Consider the following 233-nt stretch of genomic DNA (forward strand, 5'->3'; position numbering starts at 1 on the left):
GTACTCCATGCTCATCTTCCTCGCGGGCCTCAAGGCGCAGCGCGCCGAGGTGCACGAGGCGGCGACCATCGACGGGGCGGGTCCGTGGAAGTCGTTCTGGCACATCACGCTGCCGAACCTCCGCCCCGTGATCAACGTGGTGCTCGTGCTCGGCGTGGTCTACACGCTCAAGGTGATCGACATCATCCTCGGGCTGACGAACGGCGGGCCCGCCAACGCGACGCAGACCATCG

1 protein-coding gene is annotated in these 233 nt (G+C 67.0%); it reads left to right on the plus strand.

The features are described from left to right. On the plus strand, positions 1-233 hold a 233-nt coding region (locus SB658_RS27835), incomplete at both ends, for a carbohydrate ABC transporter permease (protein ID WP_410603822.1).

It is taken from the genome of Bacillus sp. SIMBA_008, assembly GCF_046535495.1.
GTDB classification, from domain to species: Bacteria; Bacillota; Bacilli; order Bacillales; family Bacillaceae; genus Bacillus; species Bacillus subtilis.